Raw genomic sequence first — 14434 nt, 5'->3', positions numbered from 1 at the left:
AAATAAAAATAGTGTTTTTTTGAAATTTATAAAAATTTATCTTTGCAATACAGACATCAATCATGAGAGTTTACAACACGAAAAATTTCCTGAAGATATTGGTCAGCTTACACAAAAGCGACACCATGAAAATCCTCTTTCCTACGATGGTTTTGATGGCGATTTATTCTTACGGAATTCAATATTTGGAAATTGAATACTTGCATTTAACCGCTAGATCAAAAATCAGCAATGTCGGATTGATACATTCTCTATTAGGTTTTGTTTTGTCTTTGCTTTTGGTTTTCAGAACGAATACAGCTTACGACAGATGGTGGGAAGGAAGAAAACTTTGGGGAAAACTTGTGAATGATACGAGAAATTTCGCAGTAAAAATCAATATTATTCTTAAAGACGACAGAAAATCAGCTGATCAGATTGCAAGATATCTAAAATATTTCCCGCATTTCTTAGCCAAACATCTTTCGCAGGAATCTACAAGATTGGCTTTGGATGAAGATTATTCAGAAATTGAAAAATCTCTGAAGCATCACGGACCAACAGATTTGGTTGTTCTTTTGACACACAAATTATATCAGTTAAAAAAAGAAGGAAAAATTTCTGACGTTGAAATGTTGTACCTCGATACACAGTTAACAGGTTTTCTGGATGTCTGCGGTGGTTGTGAGAGAATCAAAAACACCCCGATTCCTTATTCATACTCCTCATTTATAAAGAAATTCATTATTCTGTATGTTGTAGCACTTCCGATTGCTTACGTTATCAATCTCGGATTATTTATGATCCCGCTGACGGTTTTCGTATATTACGTACTGATGAGTCTGGAATTGATCGCTGAAGAAATCGAAGATCCATTTAATAATGATGAAAACGATATTCCGATGGAGACGATTGCTCAGAATATTGAGAAAAATGTGCATCAGATAATGGGTGCGAAAAATTAATTAGATTTTGTTTGGATTTTAAACAGTAAGAAAATTAAGCTTTTAAGTGAATTGTTGTTCAAAATTAATTTCCTCAGAGTGATAAGGAATAAACAAGTTTATTTTGGTTAAGAAAATTAAGGTGAGAAATAATAAAGTTAAGAATCCATTCGTAAAGAAGAATTCGTAAATTGTAATAAGAAATAAAATTATTTTGGTAAATAAATTAAAACTAGAAGAACTCAACAGAATTGATGTAGAAACTTTTAAAAAGGTTGAGAAAATTCCATTAGTAGTTGTTTTAGATAATATAAGAAGTATGCACAATGTGGGTGCGACATTCAGAACGGCGGATGCGTTTTTGGTTCAGCAAATTATTTTGTGTGGAATCACGCCGCAACCGCCACACCGTGAAATTCACAAAGCAGCGTTAGGAGCAACTGAAAGCGTGGATTGGTCGCATGAAGCAGATATTAATGTCACGATTAATGACTTAAAAAGTCAGGGATTTGAAGTTGTGGGAATTGAGCAGACAACCAACAGCATGATGATTACTGACTTTACCATTGACAAAACAAAAAAATACGCGATGATTTTAGGTAATGAAGTGGAAGGAATCAGCGATGAAGCGCTTCAGAATATCGATTCTTTTATTGAAATTCCGCAACTGGGAACAAAGCATTCTTTAAATGTAAGCGTTTGCGGCGGAATCGTGATGTGGGAATTTGCGAAAGCTTTAGGAATTAAATAATAATTGTTTAAATTAATTTTTTGAAGTCTTCGCTGAGTAGAACGCCTTCGTATATCTTAAAAGCATGGGGAAGTTCAAAAAAATCTTAGCGGACTTTGCGTTTAAATAAAAACAGCAAAATTCAGTTTTCGAAAATCAGAATATGCCCTAAAATAAAAAAACTGCGTCTGTCAAAAGACAGTGCAGTTTGAAATAAATCTAATAAAAAGTAAAAATGAAAGGCGACAAAGATACTTCAAATTTCTTTACGGGCAAATTTTTATTTCACTTTTTTTATTTTTATGAAAAAAAACTGCAATAAAGCAGGAAGGTTTCGTTTTTAATTTTATAAATTAGCACAATGTTTATCAAGGACTATATCTCAAAAGATTTTCCGTGTTTTCATCTGACTGACTCCATCGAATCGGCTAGGGAAACCCTAGAAGCATTTGGATATACGCATATTTTCATCAAAAAATCACACCACTTTTACGGAGCCATCGCCAAAGACTTTCTTTATGAAGAAGAAGGAACTTTGAAGAACCTCGAACATCAGATCGAGCGCTTCGCCATTTTGGAGGATAATAATATCATGGACAGCATCCGTCTTTTTTATACATTCAATGCCAACGTGATTCCTGTGATCAATAAAAACGAAAAATATCTGGGCTACATCTGCTGTGATGATGTTTTCCAGACCTTTTCAAAATACCCTCTGTTTTCGGAAACCGGTGCTACCTTAACGATAGAAACTCCGGCAAGAAAATATTCTATGACAGAAATTGCCAACATCGTTGAGAGCAACAATTCTAAGTTCTACGGCGGATTTATCAGCTTCATGTCAGACGAATTTATTCACATCACCATCAAGATCAGCAACGAAAATTTAGCTTCCATCGACGCTACTTTCGACCGTTATGATTACAGAATTGTTGAAAAATATTATTCTGATGAGAAAACAGATCTTTTCAAAGACCGTTTAGGTTTTTTACAAAAATTTATCGAAATATAATATGAAGGCAGCCATATATTCTCAGAAAAAAGATCTTGATACTTTTTTATATTTAAGCAAATTTATTTCTGAACTGGAAAGCAGAGGCGTAAAATCTGTTTTGTTTGACGAAATGGCTGAAGCGCTTCAATTTTCAAAAATATTTGAGACTTTTGGCAACAAACAGGATCTCATCGACAAAAAAGTTGATCTGTTCTTCACATTTGGTGGCGACGGAACAATTGTAAATTCATTAACTTTCATCGAAGATCTCGAAATTCCTGTTGTGGGTGTAAACACCGGAAGACTTGGATTTTTGGCAAGTTTTACCAAAGAAGAGGCCTTCAAAGAACTGGATTCAATTTTAAAAGGTGATGTGAAAACCAGCCGAAGATCAGTAATCGAAGTAGTTTCGCCAAAATCTGACGAATTTTTTCCGTATGCTTTAAATGATGTGACGATTTCCAGAAAAGAAACCACATCAATGGTCACGGTAGATTCTTATATCAATAACGAATTTCTTAATGTTTTCTGGGGCGACGGAGTTATTGTTTCTACGCCGACTGGTTCTACCGCTTATTCTTTAAGTTGCGGCGGACCGATTATTTCTCCGAACAACGAAAACTTTGTCATTACTCCAATTGCTCCGCATAACTTGAATGTAAGACCTTTGGTTGTCAATGATAAAGTTGAAATTAAATTTAAAGTTGAAAGCCGTGTTCCACAATATTCTCTTTCTTTAGATTCAAGATTAATTCATATTGAAACCGATAAGGAAATTGTGATCAGAAAGGCGAGTTTCCAGCTGTTACTGGTACAGCCGAATAATTTAAGTTTCTATGAAACCATCCGCCAGAAGCTACTTTGGGGACGGGATAAAAGAAATTAATCATTTCTTAAAAATTATTACCTTTACAAGAATTTTTCAAACATACCCTAATTTTATATAAAAAGTAAACATGAGCAGAATTTTTCCGGCAGGAGTTGCCACAGGTCAGTTAGTTACAGATATTTTTCAGTATGCTAAAGAAAACAAATTTGCATTGCCTGCAGTGAACGTAATCGGTTCGAGCAACGTGAACGCAGTAATGGAAACTGCAGCAAAATTAAACTCACCTGTTATCATTCAGTTTTCTAACGGTGGAGCATCTTTCAACGCTGGAAAAGGATTGAGCAATGACGCTCAGAAATCAGCTATTTTAGGTGGTGTCGCTGGAGCAAAACATATTCACACTTTAGCTGAAGCTTACGGAGCAACAGTAATTTTACATACCGATCACGCTGCAAAGAAATTATTGCCTTGGATCGACGGTTTGATGGAAGCTAACGAAGAATTCTTCAAGCAGACTGGAAAATCGCTTTACTCTTCTCACATGCTTGATCTTTCTGAAGAATCTTTGGAAGAAAACCTTGAGATCTCTGCTGAATATTTCGAAAGAATGGCAAAAATGCAGATGACTTTGGAAGTTGAAATCGGTGTAACAGGAGGTGAAGAAGATGGCGTAGACAATTCTGATATCGACAATTCAAAATTATATACGCAGCCTGAAGACGTAGCTTACACTTACGAAAAACTGAAAGCAATTTCTGATAACTTCACGATTGCAGCAGCTTTCGGAAATGTACACGGTGTTTACAAATCAGGAAATGTAGTTTTGACTCCGAAAATCTTAGACAATTCTCAGAAATTCGTTCAGGAGAAATTCGGAACTGCTGAGAAGCCGATTAATTTCGTATTCCACGGTGGTTCAGGTTCTACTTTAGAAGAAATCAGAGAAGCGATTGATTACGGGGTGATTAAGATGAATATTGATACCGATCTTCAGTTCGCTTATACAGAGGGAATCAGAGATTACATGGTAGATAATGTAGAATATCTGAAAACTCAAATTGGTAATCCTGACGGAGACGATAAGCCGAACAAAAAATTCTATGACCCAAGAGTTTGGATCAGAAAAGGCGAAGAAACGTTCTCTAAAAGATTGGTAAGAGCATTTGAAGATTTAAATAACGTAAATACTTTAAAATAAATTAATTTGAGATTTGAGGTTTAAAATTTGAGATTGTCTGAGATGAAAATTTTTATCGGCAAACCTGAATTTCAAACTTCAAATCAATAATTTCAAATCAATAATATGGCATTCGACTGGTTTAAAAGAAAAGCACAAAATATTACCACTTCTACCGACGAGAAAAAAGATGTACCGAAAGGTCTTTGGCATCAGACTCCGTCAGGAAAAGTAGTGGAACACGACGAGTTAAAGAAAAACAATTATGTTTCTCCTGAAGACGGATTTCACGTAAGAATAGGAAGTGCCGAGTTTTTCAGCATTCTTTTTGACGAAGGAAAATTCACTGAGCTGGATGCAAATGTTGAAAGTATTGACATCCTCAGCTTTAAAGATACAAAATCATACACCGATCGTCTGAAAGAAGTAAAAGCGAAAACCAAGCTTACCGACTCTATCAGAAATGGCGTAGGAACCGTAAATGGAACTGAAATGGTAGTTTCATGTATGGATTTCGCGTTCATCGGAGGATCTTTAGGTTCTGTGATGGGTGAAAAAATCAGAAGAGCGATTGATTATTGTATCGAAAAAAGACTTCCGTACATGATTATCTGTCAGTCTGGTGGCGCGAGAATGCAGGAAGCAACGTATTCACTAATGCAGTTGGCGAAGGTTCAGGCGAAACTGGCTCAGCTTTCAGAAGCCGGACTTTTATACATCGCTTACCTTTGTGACCCTACTTTCGGTGGAATTACCGCATCTTTTGCAATGACTGCAGACATCATCATGGCTGAACCAAAAGCATTGATCGGATTTGCCGGACCAAGAGTGATCCGTGAAACCATTGGTAGAGACTTACCGGAAGGTTTCCAGACTTCAGAATTTTTGCAGGAAAAAGGTTTCGTAGATTTCATTGTAAAAAGAACAGAAATCAAAGAAGTAGTTTCAAAAACAGTAAATTTATTAGCGGTAAAAGCTTAATATTTAAACTGAAAATCATACAATCTCTCTCTATTCGGGAGAGATTTTTGTTTAGATAAATAGGATTATTTTAAAATAAATACGGCTTGATTCATAGCCATAAGCAATTAGCCATTTGCCAAAAGCGAACTTATGAGGACTTTCAAAGTAATTTTCAACACGATAAAAAGCATGAGTTTTAAGAAAATTCTTAAGCTCTTGTCTGCCGTTCTACCTCATCCCCTATTTTCTATTTTGAGTTTTTATGCAACGGTAAAAGCTTTTTCTATTGCACAAAAATTATATCCTAAAACGGCATCTAAAAACGGAGAAGGAAATGCTTTCAGACATTCGCTTTGGTGTTGTCTTATCATGATGTATTGCAGCAAAGTTTCTTCGCCCGAAAAAGCATTGGATTTTTGCAAGAAAATTACATATCTTCACGAAGAATTATTTCCCAATAAACCTTTGGAAACAAAAATGGATCTCCACAACAACAAAATCGGCATGGATTATTTCATGGAGCTTTTGCCAGGAATTCACCGTCAGTTTTTTGAGAAAAATTTCTTTATTGAAGAATTAAAAAAGAAAACAGCCAATGCAAAAGTTTTGAAAAATCTGGATGACGATTTTGCGGGAGAGTTGGTTTATTTGGATGATAAATAATTTTATTTTAAACCATTAAGAAGAATGAAGTTATTAAGTTTCATTATGATAAATCATTCTGATTTTTAAGTTCTGTCTTAAAATTTTTAACGCCTTATCCAAACTTAATGGTCTAAAATTAAAAGTTACAGTTTTATCTTATTAATTTTATTATCTTTTCTAAAAATTAAATTTCACATAAATGGTTCTCAGCAGAATTTGGTCGGCCTTCATTATTATTGCCATCGCCATTGCAAGTATAAAATACATTTCGTCAAGCCACTACAAAACTATTTTTAATGATATGGTTGTTGGAAAAGGTGGTGACAGCGTACAAATTGCAACTCAGAAAATGATCACGCTTTCTCCCGTAATAAAAGACAGCCTGATGAAGAAAAATGATTTTGAAGATGGTAGAATTCATTATAAAACCGATTCTTTAAAACAAAATGTAAAAATTTATCGAGTTCAGGAAGCAGATGGAGTGATCAATACTTCTAAAACCGCGGTGGATATTTGCATTGGTTTAGTTGGAATTATGACACTCTTCATGGGATTCATGAGCATTGCCGAAAAAGCTGGCGGAATTAATTTATTGAGTAGATTAATTCAACCTTTTTTCTCAAAATTATTCCCTGAAATTCCCAAAAACCATCCAGCTTTCGGACATATGCTAATGAATTTCAGCGCTAATCTTTTAGGTTTAGATAATGCAGCAACTCCTTTCGGTTTAAAAGCAATGGAAAGTTTGCAGACTTTAAATCCAAATAAAGATACTGCAAGTAATTCTCAGATTATGTTTCTTTGCCTTCATGCAGGTGGAATGACTTTGATCCCCGTTTCTATCATTGCAATAAGAGCTTCGATGAAGTCTGTAACTCCTACGGATATTTTTCTTCCTTGTATGATTGCAACTTTTGCGGCAACTTTAGCAGCTATGATTGTTGTTTCTTTATATCAAAAAATTAATTTACTGAAACCTGTCGTTATAGCGTACGTTGGTGGAATTTCAGCAGTGATTGCGCTTTTAGTTATCTACTTGGTTCAATTAAGCAAAGATGAATTAGATATTTTCAGCAAAGTTTTAAGTAACGGATTGATCTTATTTATTTTCATTGCAATAGTTTTAGGTGCTGTTTATAAAAAAATCAATGTTTTTGATGCCTTTATTGAAGGTGCTAAAGAAGGTTTCTGGACTTGCGTGAAAATCATTCCTTATTTAGTCGGAATGCTGATTGCAATTTCTCTTTTAAGAACTTCTGGAGTTTTTGACGTCATTATTGACGGAATGAAATGGGTTGCTTATTCGGCAAATTTAGACGCAAGATTTGTTGACGGACTTCCAACGGCATTAATTAAACCTTTATCCGGATCCGGAGCTCGCGGAATGATGGTTGACACGATGGCGACTTTTGGAGCAGATAGTTTCCAAGGGAAGTTGGCGGCTGTTCTTCAGGGAAGTTCAGATACGACGTTTTATGTCATTGCTGTGTATTTTGGAGCGGTTGCGGTAAAGAATACAAGATATACGGTAATTGCCATGCTTTTGGCTGATTTAGTAGGGGTGATCACTGCAATTGGATTAGCATATTTGTTTTTTGCTTAAATTTAAAAAATAAAAGAATATGATACACGATAAAGACTACATTCTTCGCATTGTAAAGCAATTTTCTGAATTTCTTACTAAAAGAATCTTAGGTGAAAATGAAGAGACAATTTCCGATCAACAAAGAATTTTTGACACCAATATGAATGACACTTTTAAGATGAGTTTTGATGAACTTTCTTCTAAATCTGCAGAAGAAATTACTCAATCAATTCATGAAAAAGAAAGCAATCATCATGTTCCGTATTTTGAACTTTTAGGTCATCTTTTTTATGCGAAAGCAAAGGAAACTGACAACAAAGATTTTTCAGAAAAAGCAATCGTCTTTTACCAAATATATCTTCAAACCAGCGGAATATTCTCCCTTCCCATTATCAATAGAATCAATGAAATCGCCAAAAAATAACGTTCGAACAAAACCAATAAAGATTAGGCGATTATGTATGGCAAATAAAAAGAATAAATATTTACATATAAAATAAAAAAAGCACTTGAATAAAGTGCTTTTGTATTTTTAGAATGAAATTTTATAACTTCCGGTGGAAGAAACAGTGGCTTTCTCAGCTTTCACGTATTTTTTAACCCAAGAAACCGAAGTTGAAACCACACAAGGATCCGAAACTCCTCCTGACCGTCTTGCAGAAACCACATTTCCGGCTTTATCAACCGTATAAGAAATCGTAATTGATCCCCCTGCAGAACAACTGTGACTTGGTTGCGCTCCACCTCTACCCATCGTTCCTGGAATGTAGCCAACCAATCGTCTGTCGATTCCCACTTTGCTGTCACCGTTTCCGTCTCCACCTAAAGGATCACCGTCATTTCCGATTCCGTCACCCGTTCCCTGACTTCCTGCTTTTGTTCCACGACCTTTAATTAAGTTTCCGATTGCTGCAGTTCCTTTTCCGTCACCATTTCCTGTTTTTGAATTGGCTGTTGTGGCAGAACTTTTAGCTTTAGTTTTTGTAGTCGAACTTGCCGTTGATTTTTTATTTGTTTTTGAATCTTCCGTCTTAGGAGCGGTAACTTTAGAATTAGTTCCAGTTATAATTTTATCTTTTACCTCAGTTTTTTTAGTTTCGGGTTTTGGTTCCGGAGTAATGACTGTTTTCGGTTCAGAAACCACATTTTCTACAGGCTCAGGTACATTTTCTTCAGCTTTTGCGGCCAAACTTCCTTCCTGATTGGCGGGTTCTTCTATTCCTGCTCCGTTTCTGTTATCTCCAAAATTTACGAGCATTGTTGTTACAACCTCTGCTTCTTTCGGGCGCTCTGAAGGTTTCATTTTATAAATGAAAACGAATAATAAGATAGCAGACCAAATCAAGATAGAAAGCACCGCACTTTTTACCTTATCTTTATTTTCTTCGCCTCTATTTATCGTGTAACCTCTCATTTTTTTTATTCTTTTACCGTTGCAATCGCAATATTCAGTTTATGCTTTTCTGCAATTTCCATTAAGAAAACCACGTCTTTGTGCATAGTATTTTCGTCTGCTCTTATCGTAAATGACTTTGCAGATTTACTTGTAAGATCACTCACAATTGTCTGTTCTACTAATTCTCTCGCTATAGGTTTATCGTCTACATAGTACGAGCCGTCCGGTTTTACGCTTACCGTCATCGGATTCGGAATATTATCTTCTACATTTCCCGTTTGAGGAAGTTTTACATCAATCGCACTTTGATTTGCTGCTGAAGAGGTAATCATAAAAAAGATCAACATCAACAAAATAACGTCGGTCATCGCCGCTAAGCTAAATTCCGGATGCGCTTTATTTCTTCTTTGAATTTTCATAATCGAATATTACAAAGGTTTATTAATTAAATCTAAAAATTCTCCTGAAACATTTTGTGTTCTCAAAACGAACTTATCAATTCTTGTTAGCAAAATATTGTAGAAAAAGTTTGCCGGAATTGCCACTGCCAAACCGACAGCTGTTTGTCCCAATGCTGTATAAATACCTTCAGATAATGTTTTCGGAGAAAAAGCTCCTTCAGCATGTGATAAATCAAAGAAAGCAATGATCATCCCGATAACGGTTCCCAAAAGTCCGAGCATCGGTGCAATACTTGGTACAACCGCCAAAAGATTCAGGTTTTTTTCCATATTAGCAACTTCAATCTGAGCCTGAGATTCCATCGCGCTTACAATATCTGAAACCGGTCTTCCCAATCTTGAAATTCCTTTTTCTAAAATTCTTGATTCCGGAGAGTTTTGAGTTTTGCAATAATCTGCTGCTGCCTCTATTTTACCGTCTCTGATGAAGTCTTCGATATTATTCATAAAGTTTGAATCTGTCTTTGTTGTCATTCTTCTGATGTAGAAAAATCTTTCAAAGAAAAGATATATTGATAACACACCAAGAGTCAAAACGATTGCCATTACTATTTTAGCAAAGGCACCACCATGAAAAAGGATGTCCCAAAATGAAAATTCAAGTTTTTCAACAGGCACAGTCGGTACAGCGACCTGTGCAAATAAAATCTGAGTAAGTTCCGTTAGCAGCATTAATTTGTTTATTTATAATGGTTTGAACGACAAAAATAATGGAATATTATCAATACTTATCTTAAAATAAGCTTAAAATATGTGTTTCAGATAAATATTCCGCCTAAAAACAGCAAATTTCTTTCCAAAATATATTTGAAAAGAAATTTACGGTTAATATCTGAACGAAAATTAGTCTTCGTCTACAATAATTTCGTCTGGCGTAAATTCGCACTTCAATCTGAAAGGAAGCGGATTGTCTGATCCTGTGTAGAAGTCGTCGATGTTTCCTTTCCAGATTACCTGAAGTTCGTCGTCTTCATTTTTGTCAAAACAAAGTTCATTGTCATACAGGAAAGCATCTTCATCATCGTACAAATTTACTTCTGTATATATTTCATCATCAGAATCATTAATTTCAAAAGTTTTTCCCTCAATCTCGGAAGATTCTATAGGAAACTCAATGATCTCCAGCGAAAGCTGAGGAAAATTGTATTGCAGTGAATCGTCATCCACATGATCTAAACCGTCATCCGTAATGATTTCTACTTCTAGAAAATGCTTTTGATTACTATAAACAGCCTTGCAGTAAGTGCTTTTTATATTGTACTTCAATGTTTCGTCCGGATGGTAAATTTTTAAAATCCCTTTCATTATCTCTTAAAAAAGAACTGTAATACTATGATTGTTAAACGCTTTAGGCAAAGATAAAAAATTGTGCGAATGTTTAAAATATTTTCAAAATTATTTTTTTATAAATAGCGATTCTTCAAATCTATCATGTAGTAATATTCTCTATTTTTGTGTTTTAAAGATTTCAAAATGAAAAACATCATATCGAAAACCTTATTGGGATTAGGTTTAGTAATAAGTTTGGCTTCATGCCGAAAAACAGATTCACCTTTGACCAAAATTACTCCTACCAATCTGGATTCTATTGCTGCAAATTACTACGAGCAATATTTAAAACTCTACCCTTTGGAAGCCACATCACAGGGAGATTTAAGGTATAACGATCAATTGCCTATCAATATTGATAAAGATTTTATTTCCGGTGAAGTAGCATTTTATCATTCAGTTCAGGATCAGCTGGGTAACGTAGATTACAAAAGTCTTTCCGATGAAGACAAAGTAGTTTATGATGTTTTGGATTATACTTTAAAAGATAAAATCGAAGCTTACGGATATCATCCTGAATATATTCCGTTCACACAATTTGGCGGATTGCCATTGAATTTTCCATTGTATGGAAGTGGAGAAGGAAGTCAGCCCTTCAATACTGAAAAAGATTATGAAGACTGGTTAAAAAGAATGGAGAAATTCCCGGAATGGATGAATGCTGCAACTGAAAATTTCCGTGAGGGAATAACGAATAAGATGGTTCTTCCGAGAAAATTAGTTTTAAAAATGATTCCGCAGATGAAAGCTGAAGAAATTATCACTTCAGATTTTGAAAAGAATATATTCTCAGGTCCTGTAAAGAAATTTCCGAAAAATTTCACCCCCGAACAAAAAGAGAAATACATTAAACTATATCAGGACGCGGTTGCTAAAAATATCATTCCGGCTTATACAAAAATGGGCGATTTTTTAGAGAAAGAATATTTGCCTAAATCAAGAGAAACAGACGGTTACAGCAGCCTTCCTAAAGGAGACAAAATATATAAATTCTACACAAAAAGCTGGACAACCACCAACAAAACTCCAGAAGAAATCAACAAAATCGGTCTGCAGCAAGTTGCAATGCTTCGTGCAGAGATGGAAAAAGTAAAACAGCAGGTTGGTTTTACCGGAACGCTTGAAGAATTTATCACTTCTGTAACAACAGATCAAAAAGCGATGCCCTATAAGACTTCCAAAGAAGTTTTGGATGGTTTTAACGGAATTTTAGCGAAGATTACTCCGAAGCTAAAAACGATGTTTAGTGTAACACCAAAAACGAAATTTGAAATCAGACAGACCGAAAAATTCAGAGAAGCAAGCGCGAGTGCAGAGTATATTCAGGGAACTCCTGACGGAAAAAGACCGGGAATTTTCTATATGCCACTTCCCGACCCTTCGAAATTCAACGTCACTTCAGGAATGGAATCTCTTTTCTTACATGAGGCAATTCCCGGACATCATTATCAGGTTTCTCTGCAGCAGGAAAATGAAAAGCTTCCAAAGTTTATGAGATTTGGCTGGTTCGGAGCTTATGGTGAAGGTTGGGCACATTATTGTGAGACTTTAGGTCCGGAATTCGGTTTATATACTGATCCTTATCAAAAAATGGGATATCTGAGCGATCAAATGTTGCGAGCCGTTCGTCTGGTTGTTGATACAGGAATTCACACCGGTCAAATGAGCAGAGAAGAAGCTATCACTTATTTCCTTAGCAATATCGCTTATGACGAAGCCGGAGCAACTGCCGAAGTTGAAAGATATATGGCAATGCCGGGACAGGCTTTGGGCTACAAAATCGGTTCTTTAAGAATCCGTGAACTGAGGGAGCAGTATCAGAAACAATTGGGTAAGAAATTCAGTTTGGCGAAATTTCATGATGAGCTTTTAAGTCAGGGTTGTCTTCCATTGGATGTTTTGAACAGGAAGATGGAACTTTGGGCGAAGAAGCAGAAATAAATTTCTAGAGTGATTAAAAAATCTTTACTTTTAGCGAAGCAGTTTAATAATTGCTTCGTTTTTTTTATTTTTATAAATATGAAAAAAGTTTTTTCTTTACTCATCGTCTGTTTTCAGCTTTCTTTATTCTACAGCCAGGATAAAAAGGTTTTCAATAAAATCGATTCTCTAAACACAGCAAAAGAGGTTCAGGAATTTCTTGATAACGATAAAAATAAAATAAATTACTACCTAAACGTTGAAGATAGAATAGATTACGATCGTTATTGTACACTGATTGCTGACAGCCTAAATTTAAATCAAAAGTGGCAAAAAGCAGATTTTGACAGTAACGGTTTAACCGATCTTTTGGTTACAGGAAAGACTTCAGACGCAGCGAAAACAATATATATTTTAGATAAAGGAGATCATTTTGAATCTAAAAATCTTAGTAAAGGACAACTTTTTGAGCAATGTTCATTTTCCATCGTGAAAGATCATACAATAGAATACCACAGTGTTAAAATACTTAACCGTTACGGATTTACAAAAAGATTAACTGAAAACCTTGTTTACAGGTTTGGTGAATTTATTGAAGAAAATAAAATTCCTGAAAGACACAATATTTTAGAAATACAATTTGAAACATCAGGCTCACACTGGAATAAGTCCGTTTTAAAAATGGAAATAGTTTCCAACAGAGACGTGACATGGATTAGCCGAAATGATGGATTTTTAACAACTGGAGTTTACACAACAAAACTTTCGAAGGAAAAATTTAAAGAAATTGTAGATCTACTAAATTATATCAATTTTGAAAATTTAGCAGATGAATATGAAGTCGGTTATTCTGACGCCGCAACTATATATTTAAAAGTAACTTATGACAATTTTAAAGTTAAAAACATAAGAGATACTGGCGGAATGGGAACTCGAGGTCTACGAAAGCTTTATGATATTTTAGATGATTTGAAAGGAAATCAACAATGGACAAAATTATAAAAAATGATAACAGAATCTTTAAAATCACTATACACAAGAGATTTAAATAAATTAAAAATAGAAATTGAATCTTACCAAAACGAAGAAGCACTGTGGAAAATTGATAAAGACATTTTAAATTCCGGAGGAAATCTTTGTCTTCATTTAGTGGGAAATCTTAAACATTTCTTCGGAACAATTCTTGGGAATTCGGGATATGTTAGAAATCGTGAAGAGGAATTTTCATTAAAAAACATTCCAAAATCCGAATTGATTCAACAAGTTGAAGAAACTTTAAATGTTGTTATTTCAATACTTGATCAACTTGCTGAAGAAGATTTGGCAAAAGAATATCCTATTGAGCCATTAGGTTACAAAATGACGACAGAATATTTTCTGATTCATTTGTTTGGGCATTTGAGTTATCATTTGGGACAGATTAATTATCATAGAAGATTGTTGGATATTCTCTAACCACCCCGGCAAAAATTCTTTGAATTT

At 34.9% G+C, this 14434-nt stretch carries 16 protein-coding genes; 12 read left to right on the top strand and 4 right to left on the bottom strand.

Annotated elements, in window-relative coordinates; translation table 11 throughout:
- The first annotated feature begins 62 nt into the window (after positions 1-62).
- The 9 genes from NZ698_RS10390 to NZ698_RS10350 all read left to right on the top strand — a co-directional run bounded on the left by NZ698_RS10390 (position 63) and on the right by NZ698_RS10350 (position 8270).
- The gene (locus NZ698_RS10390) at positions 63-944 is read left to right on the top strand and encodes a bestrophin family protein (protein ID WP_263003040.1); all 882 of its coding nucleotides are present in this window, start codon (positions 63-65) and stop codon (positions 942-944) included.
- Between the two features lie 193 nt (positions 945-1137).
- Complete coding sequence (locus NZ698_RS10385) at positions 1138-1674, top strand: RNA methyltransferase (protein WP_263003039.1); 537 nt, start codon at positions 1138-1140, stop codon at positions 1672-1674.
- A 340-nt stretch (positions 1675-2014) separates the two neighbouring features.
- Positions 2015-2665: a CBS domain-containing protein gene (locus tag NZ698_RS10380; protein WP_056083255.1), complete on the top strand. Its 651-nt coding sequence runs from the start codon at positions 2015-2017 to the stop codon at positions 2663-2665.
- A gap of 1 nt (position 2666) precedes the next feature.
- Positions 2667-3533 carry an NAD kinase gene (locus tag NZ698_RS10375; protein ID WP_263003038.1) on the top strand — a complete coding sequence of 289 codons (867 nt, stop codon included), beginning with the start codon at positions 2667-2669 and terminating at the stop codon, positions 3531-3533.
- A 70-nt stretch (positions 3534-3603) separates the two neighbouring features.
- Entirely contained in the window at positions 3604-4674 is a 1071-nt protein-coding gene (fbaA, locus tag NZ698_RS10370; RefSeq protein WP_263003037.1) for a class II fructose-bisphosphate aldolase, read from the top strand.
- 105 nt (positions 4675-4779) lie between these two features.
- On the top strand, positions 4780-5634 hold the full coding sequence (accD, locus tag NZ698_RS10365; RefSeq protein WP_056083262.1) for an acetyl-CoA carboxylase, carboxyltransferase subunit beta: 855 nt from the start codon (positions 4780-4782) through the stop codon (positions 5632-5634).
- Positions 5635-5766: 132 nt separating this feature from the next.
- Positions 5767-6279 carry a DUF6973 domain-containing protein gene (locus NZ698_RS10360; protein WP_263003036.1) on the top strand — a complete coding sequence of 171 codons (513 nt, stop codon included), beginning with the start codon at positions 5767-5769 and terminating at the stop codon, positions 6277-6279.
- A gap of 181 nt (positions 6280-6460) precedes the next feature.
- On the top strand, positions 6461-7864 hold the full coding sequence (locus tag NZ698_RS10355; RefSeq protein ID WP_263003035.1) for a nucleoside recognition domain-containing protein: 1404 nt from the start codon (positions 6461-6463) through the stop codon (positions 7862-7864).
- Positions 7865-7883: 19 nt separating this feature from the next.
- Positions 7884-8270, top strand: coding sequence for a hypothetical protein (locus NZ698_RS10350; protein ID WP_263003034.1), 387 nt, complete (start codon positions 7884-7886; stop codon positions 8268-8270).
- A 108-nt stretch (positions 8271-8378) separates the two neighbouring features.
- Here NZ698_RS10350 and NZ698_RS10345 read toward each other — a convergent pair whose 3' ends face one another.
- From NZ698_RS10345 to NZ698_RS10330, 4 genes are all read right to left on the bottom strand, one after another.
- Positions 8379-9260: a ferric siderophore ABC transporter substrate-binding protein gene (locus NZ698_RS10345; RefSeq protein ID WP_263003033.1), complete on the bottom strand. Its 882-nt coding sequence runs from the start codon at positions 9258-9260 to the stop codon at positions 8379-8381.
- 5 nt (positions 9261-9265) lie between these two features.
- On the bottom strand, positions 9266-9661 hold the full coding sequence (locus NZ698_RS10340) for an ExbD/TolR family protein (RefSeq protein WP_263003032.1): 396 nt from the start codon (positions 9659-9661) through the stop codon (positions 9266-9268).
- A gap of 9 nt (positions 9662-9670) precedes the next feature.
- Positions 9671-10375, bottom strand: a complete 705-nt coding sequence (locus NZ698_RS10335; protein WP_263003031.1) for a MotA/TolQ/ExbB proton channel family protein — start codon at positions 10373-10375, stop codon at positions 9671-9673.
- A 171-nt stretch (positions 10376-10546) separates the two neighbouring features.
- On the bottom strand, positions 10547-11008 hold the full coding sequence (locus NZ698_RS10330; RefSeq protein ID WP_263003030.1) for a hypothetical protein: 462 nt from the start codon (positions 11006-11008) through the stop codon (positions 10547-10549).
- A 168-nt stretch (positions 11009-11176) separates the two neighbouring features.
- On the opposite strand from NZ698_RS10330, the gene NZ698_RS10325 reads away from it, so the two are divergent.
- The 3 genes from NZ698_RS10325 to NZ698_RS10315 all read left to right on the top strand — a co-directional run bounded on the left by NZ698_RS10325 (position 11177) and on the right by NZ698_RS10315 (position 14407).
- A complete protein-coding gene (locus NZ698_RS10325; RefSeq protein ID WP_263003029.1) occupies positions 11177-12973 on the top strand; it encodes a DUF885 domain-containing protein in 1797 nt (598 codons plus the stop codon).
- A 78-nt stretch (positions 12974-13051) separates the two neighbouring features.
- Complete coding sequence (locus NZ698_RS10320) at positions 13052-13954, top strand: DUF6438 domain-containing protein (RefSeq protein WP_263003028.1); 903 nt, start codon at positions 13052-13054, stop codon at positions 13952-13954.
- A 3-nt stretch (positions 13955-13957) separates the two neighbouring features.
- Positions 13958-14407: a DinB family protein gene (locus tag NZ698_RS10315; protein WP_263003027.1), complete on the top strand. Its 450-nt coding sequence runs from the start codon at positions 13958-13960 to the stop codon at positions 14405-14407.
- Positions 14408-14434 lie beyond the last annotated feature (27 nt).

It is taken from the genome of Chryseobacterium edaphi (assembly GCF_025628985.1).
Classification (GTDB): domain Bacteria; phylum Bacteroidota; class Bacteroidia; order Flavobacteriales; family Weeksellaceae; genus Chryseobacterium; species Chryseobacterium edaphi.
This window is presented reverse-complemented; position numbering and strand designations above follow the sequence as displayed.

Excerpts from the sequence above, each read along its gene's own strand:
- NZ698_RS10390 (WP_263003040.1), top strand. The coding sequence starts at position 63 with ATGAGAGTTTACAACACGAAAAATTTCCTGAAGATATTGGTCAGCTTA.
- NZ698_RS10380 (WP_056083255.1), top strand. The coding sequence starts at position 2,015 with ATGTTTATCAAGGACTATATCTCAAAAGATTTTCCGTGTTTTCATCTG.
- NZ698_RS10375 (WP_263003038.1), top strand. The coding sequence starts at position 2,667 with ATGAAGGCAGCCATATATTCTCAGAAAAAAGATCTTGATACTTTTTTA.
- fbaA (WP_263003037.1), top strand. The coding sequence starts at position 3,604 with ATGAGCAGAATTTTTCCGGCAGGAGTTGCCACAGGTCAGTTAGTTACA.
- accD (WP_056083262.1), top strand. The coding sequence starts at position 4,780 with ATGGCATTCGACTGGTTTAAAAGAAAAGCACAAAATATTACCACTTCT.
- NZ698_RS10360 (WP_263003036.1), top strand. The coding sequence starts at position 5,767 with ATGAGGACTTTCAAAGTAATTTTCAACACGATAAAAAGCATGAGTTTT.
- NZ698_RS10355 (WP_263003035.1), top strand. The coding sequence starts at position 6,461 with ATGGTTCTCAGCAGAATTTGGTCGGCCTTCATTATTATTGCCATCGCC.
- NZ698_RS10350 (WP_263003034.1), top strand. The coding sequence starts at position 7,884 with ATGATACACGATAAAGACTACATTCTTCGCATTGTAAAGCAATTTTCT.
- NZ698_RS10345 (WP_263003033.1), bottom strand. The coding sequence starts at position 9,260 with ATGAGAGGTTACACGATAAATAGAGGCGAAGAAAATAAAGATAAGGTA.
- NZ698_RS10340 (WP_263003032.1), bottom strand. The coding sequence starts at position 9,661 with ATGAAAATTCAAAGAAGAAATAAAGCGCATCCGGAATTTAGCTTAGCG.
- NZ698_RS10335 (WP_263003031.1), bottom strand. The coding sequence starts at position 10,375 with ATGCTGCTAACGGAACTTACTCAGATTTTATTTGCACAGGTCGCTGTA.
- NZ698_RS10330 (WP_263003030.1), bottom strand. The coding sequence starts at position 11,008 with ATGAAAGGGATTTTAAAAATTTACCATCCGGACGAAACATTGAAGTAC.
- NZ698_RS10325 (WP_263003029.1), top strand. The coding sequence starts at position 11,177 with ATGAAAAACATCATATCGAAAACCTTATTGGGATTAGGTTTAGTAATA.
- NZ698_RS10320 (WP_263003028.1), top strand. The coding sequence starts at position 13,052 with ATGAAAAAAGTTTTTTCTTTACTCATCGTCTGTTTTCAGCTTTCTTTA.
- NZ698_RS10315 (WP_263003027.1), top strand. The coding sequence starts at position 13,958 with ATGATAACAGAATCTTTAAAATCACTATACACAAGAGATTTAAATAAA.